This window comes from Streptomyces sp. (assembly GCF_019510245.1).
Taxonomy (GTDB): domain Bacteria; phylum Actinomycetota; class Actinomycetes; order Streptomycetales; family Streptomycetaceae; genus Streptomyces.
In genome coordinates, this window is sequence record NZ_JAEKKT010000264.1 from 1 (window position 1) to 3,551 (window position 3,551).

Sequence of the window (3,551 nt, forward strand, 5' to 3'; positions counted from 1 at the left end):
GGAAGACACCCCCGCCCAGGTGATGAACCCCCTTGGCGAGACCCTGAAGCAAACACGGCCCGCGGTTGCGCTTCTGGGCGATGAGACCGCCCACATGGGCTTGGCCCGTAGCGCCCACTACCGCTGGTTCACCGACCCGGCCTCCCGGCTCGTACATCCCGAGAGCGACCACGCCGCACAGAGCCGTCTGATGGCAGCGGACCTCCATGGTGCCTACACGCACGACGGCGAACAGTCCCGTGCCGCGAGGCTCGTCGACACACTCAATCAGGAGAGCCCCGAATTCGCCGCACTGTGGCACAAGCACCTCGTCCTGGGGTCCCACTGTGCCCCCAAACGGTTTCTGCACTCACAGGTCGGGGCGCTCGAGCTGCACTGCCAGACGCTCGTGGACCCAGAGCAGTCGCAGCGGCTCGTCGTCTATACAGCGGTACCGGGCACGGAGAGCCACACCAACCTGCAGCTCCTGTCTCTGCTGCCCATCGCGGAGGGAACGGCGAGTTCCATCGATGCGGCCCGCCCCTGTTGACCAGGACTACCTGCACCTTTGCAGCACAGACGGGGCAGCTCGCCCCCATGCGGCAAGGCTCACCGAGCAGTCCGCACATCGCTCCGGCACAGGCGTTGCGCCGAGAACGAGGATCAGGAAGGCGACCGGCACGGCCCTGGGACGCAGGCGCCGCTGTCACAGATGCGGCGACGGTGCTGTCTATACGGATAGCGTCTGTGTCCTCGCCGATGGGAAGCACAGGTGACTGTGTGGCCGACCGGCTCGAGAAGCACCTCCGGTCGAGGTAGCTCTCTTCGTCGACACTCTCTCCTGCGAAATATGTGGGTTGAAGCGTGGCAGGCATTCAGGCCGTCACGGCTGCTCGTCGGCATTTCGGCAGCATGCCCAGCACAGGATCCCAGTGGCCAGGGAAATGCCAAGACAGGCAGGCGATGAAGCGTGATCAGCAAGCACAACAACGTCCAGGTCTTCCGGATCACTGCGGCGCGGCAGGGACTCCACGAGGACGTCCGTGGCCGGCAGCGACGCTACGTCATTGCCATGTCGGTGCGAACGGTGTCGGTGATCCTGGCTGCCACCCTCTGGAACGTCGAACGGCCTGTTGCGCTTGTCGCGCTGGTCCTCGGTATCGGCCTGCCCTACATCGCCGTCATCATCGCCAACGGGGGCCGCGAGAAAGCCCCGGCACCCCCGGCGTCGCTCGTCCCCGCACCGTCCCCTTTCGTGATTGCTCCGCTGCGGCACGCGGGTTCCGCGGCGGTCCCCGAGGACGTGGCCACCGGGTCGGGCACGACCTTGCGACCCGAACCGCATGATGCGAACTGAGCTGCAGCCGCCGCGGCCCTCATGCCGTCCACCTCGGTATGCGGAAGTTTTCCTTCGTACGCTCCCGATGGGAGACGAGTTCGGGGGAGCGATGGGTGATCAGCACCGTGGGTCAGCCGGGCGCTGCGGTAGCTCCGTTGATGAGATGATCGGCTGCCGCGTCGGTACGGGTGACGTCATGGGTCACGAGGCGGTCCTGGCACAATCCACGCAGACCGGAAACAAGCAGCGTGGCTGCGGCTCGTGCCTGCTCCGGTGGGTGGCCCAGCCGGACGTACGCGGCGGCGATGGGCGCGATCATGACCTCAACGGTGTCGGCGGCCAGCTCGCCGTACTGCTGCGGGTCCGTGACGGCCAGACTCAACAGCTGCAAGAGCATGCGAATCGGTCCGGACTGCTCCCCGACAGTCATCGCCTCCCACAACGTGCGGGCGGCCCGACGCAGGCCGGCGGTGTCGTGGACGTCGTCGAACATCGCACGGGCATCAGGTCTGTTGGCCATCAGTGCTTGCGCCAGCAGATTCTCGCGACTGCCGAAGTAGTACAGAAGCATGCGTTTGGTGGTGCCGATGGACTCGGCGAGCGGGCTCAGCGACATCTGCGCGAGTCCGTGATCTTGAAGGTGCGTCACCACCTCCCGCAGCAACTCGGCGCGCTTTTCGACATTGACTGGTCGAGGCATGCCCTGGACTGTACCGGTCGGTACGCATAGTGACCCGGAGCACCCGACCCGAGCGCCGGGCCCCAGCCATGTCCACCCGCTGACAGCCACGGTCCCTCCACGGGCGACCCAGCTCAGCCGAACCGACTGAAACTGAGGAGGCTGAGCAGCCGTGCCGGAGCCGACCATTGCCTCGATGACGGCGACTGGTTCGGTTGCTGTTGTCGCGGCTGCTGGAGACGTAGACAGGTTGCCATCTACCGAGGGTCTCGGCGGGCGGGCCAGCGGCATCTGTGAGCCGAGCCGACCTGCTGAAGGTGGCGAACACTCTGCGCCAGTGTTTCGGCTCTCGGCGCCGGTGGGTCTAGGCACGTTTTGACTGTACCGATCGGTACGCGTAAGCTCCGCGAAGCATAGATGTTCCGATCGGTACAGTAATGAATGTGTGCAATGACGGCAGTCAGGCGCGAGGAACGGAGAAGGCGTCATGGGAGCTGGCTCCACCACCGGGGACCGTAAAGCAGGGTGCTCGAATGCATGAACCCCCGCTCAGTTTGCGAAGGCCCTGCAACAAGCCCGGACCAACGTTGTCCGTCCTCGCCACTATGGCGAAGCCCAGTCACGTAACGCCGGTACACATACATGCAGGGAACCGCACGGGACTGGTCAGCCGCCAGGAGCAGCGAGGCCAGAGCAGCACCCCACGTCCGTTCGGCAATGAGTCCTGCGAACACGGCATTCATCGACGTGTTCCGGGTGGGAATCTGTGAGACACCGGATGAAGCTCTCCCAGCAGGCTCACGTGGCCAGGACTTTGGCCGAAGCCTTGTGGTTCCCCACAACCCTCTTCCTTGGCCTGCTCTTCTGCTTGGCCCCAGCTCTGCACGCGCCTCAGCCCCACAACGCGAAAGTCGTAGTTGCTCACAGCGCACCCCACTCCGCGGGCGAGGCACTTCTGCAGCGACAGCACCCCGGCGGATTCGTCATCACTGCCGTGGCCGGCCGCGAAGAAGCCCGCCGAGCGGTACTCGACCGCGATGCCGTGGCGGGCTATGTCCCCGGACGCACACACGGTGTCCTCTACGTGGCCAAGGCCAACGGAGTGTCACTCGAACAGGCTCTCATCAAGGACTTCAGCACAGTTGCTGCGCATGACCGCGTCAAGCTGCAAGTCGAGGACGTAGCGCCCACTGTTGCAGAAGACCAGATGGGCACCACCCTGGTCTACTTCGGAGTTGCCTGGAGCATTCCTGGCTACATACTCGCGACTACCCTTCTGCGAGCGGTGACCTTCAACCGGCGCCGGAAACTGCTGACAATAACGGGCCTTTCCGCCGTCCTCAGCTCCGTGGGCTTCCTGGCCGGAGTGGGACTGGGCTATCTTCCCGACGACCCCTCGACCATGGTGGTCGCCTTCTTGCTCACCACAGCGGTAGCCACATTCTCCTCCGGCGTTGCGCCCTTCACCAAGCAGTTCTTCCCCGCGGTGGGCATGGGCCTGTTCATCGTGCTCAGCGTTCCCAGCAGTGGTGTGGCACCCGTCGCGATGCTACC

The 3,551-nt window shown here is 64.9% G+C and carries 2 protein-coding genes and 2 pseudogenes; 3 read left to right on the forward strand and 1 reads right to left on the reverse strand.

Features of this window, described 5'->3' with window-relative positions; genetic code table 11:
* Together JF597_RS48375 and JF597_RS48380 are read left to right on the forward strand one after the other, a co-directional pair.
* Nucleotides 1-529: pseudogene (locus JF597_RS48375) on the forward strand (transcriptional regulator); the annotation flags it as partial.
* Between the two features lie 420 nt (nt 530-949).
* Complete coding sequence (locus tag JF597_RS48380) at nt 950-1,336, forward strand: DUF3099 domain-containing protein (protein ID WP_294012046.1); 387 nt, start codon at nt 950-952, stop codon at nt 1,334-1,336.
* A gap of 112 nt (nt 1,337-1,448) precedes the next feature.
* Here JF597_RS48380 and JF597_RS48385 read toward each other — a convergent pair whose 3' ends face one another.
* Entirely contained in the window at nt 1,449-2,018 is a 570-nt protein-coding gene (locus JF597_RS48385; protein ID WP_294012049.1) for a TetR family transcriptional regulator, read from the reverse strand.
* Nucleotides 2,019-2,775: 757 nt separating this feature from the next.
* Here JF597_RS48385 and JF597_RS48390 point away from each other — a divergent pair.
* Nucleotides 2,776-3,551: pseudogene (locus tag JF597_RS48390) on the forward strand (hypothetical protein); the annotation flags it as partial.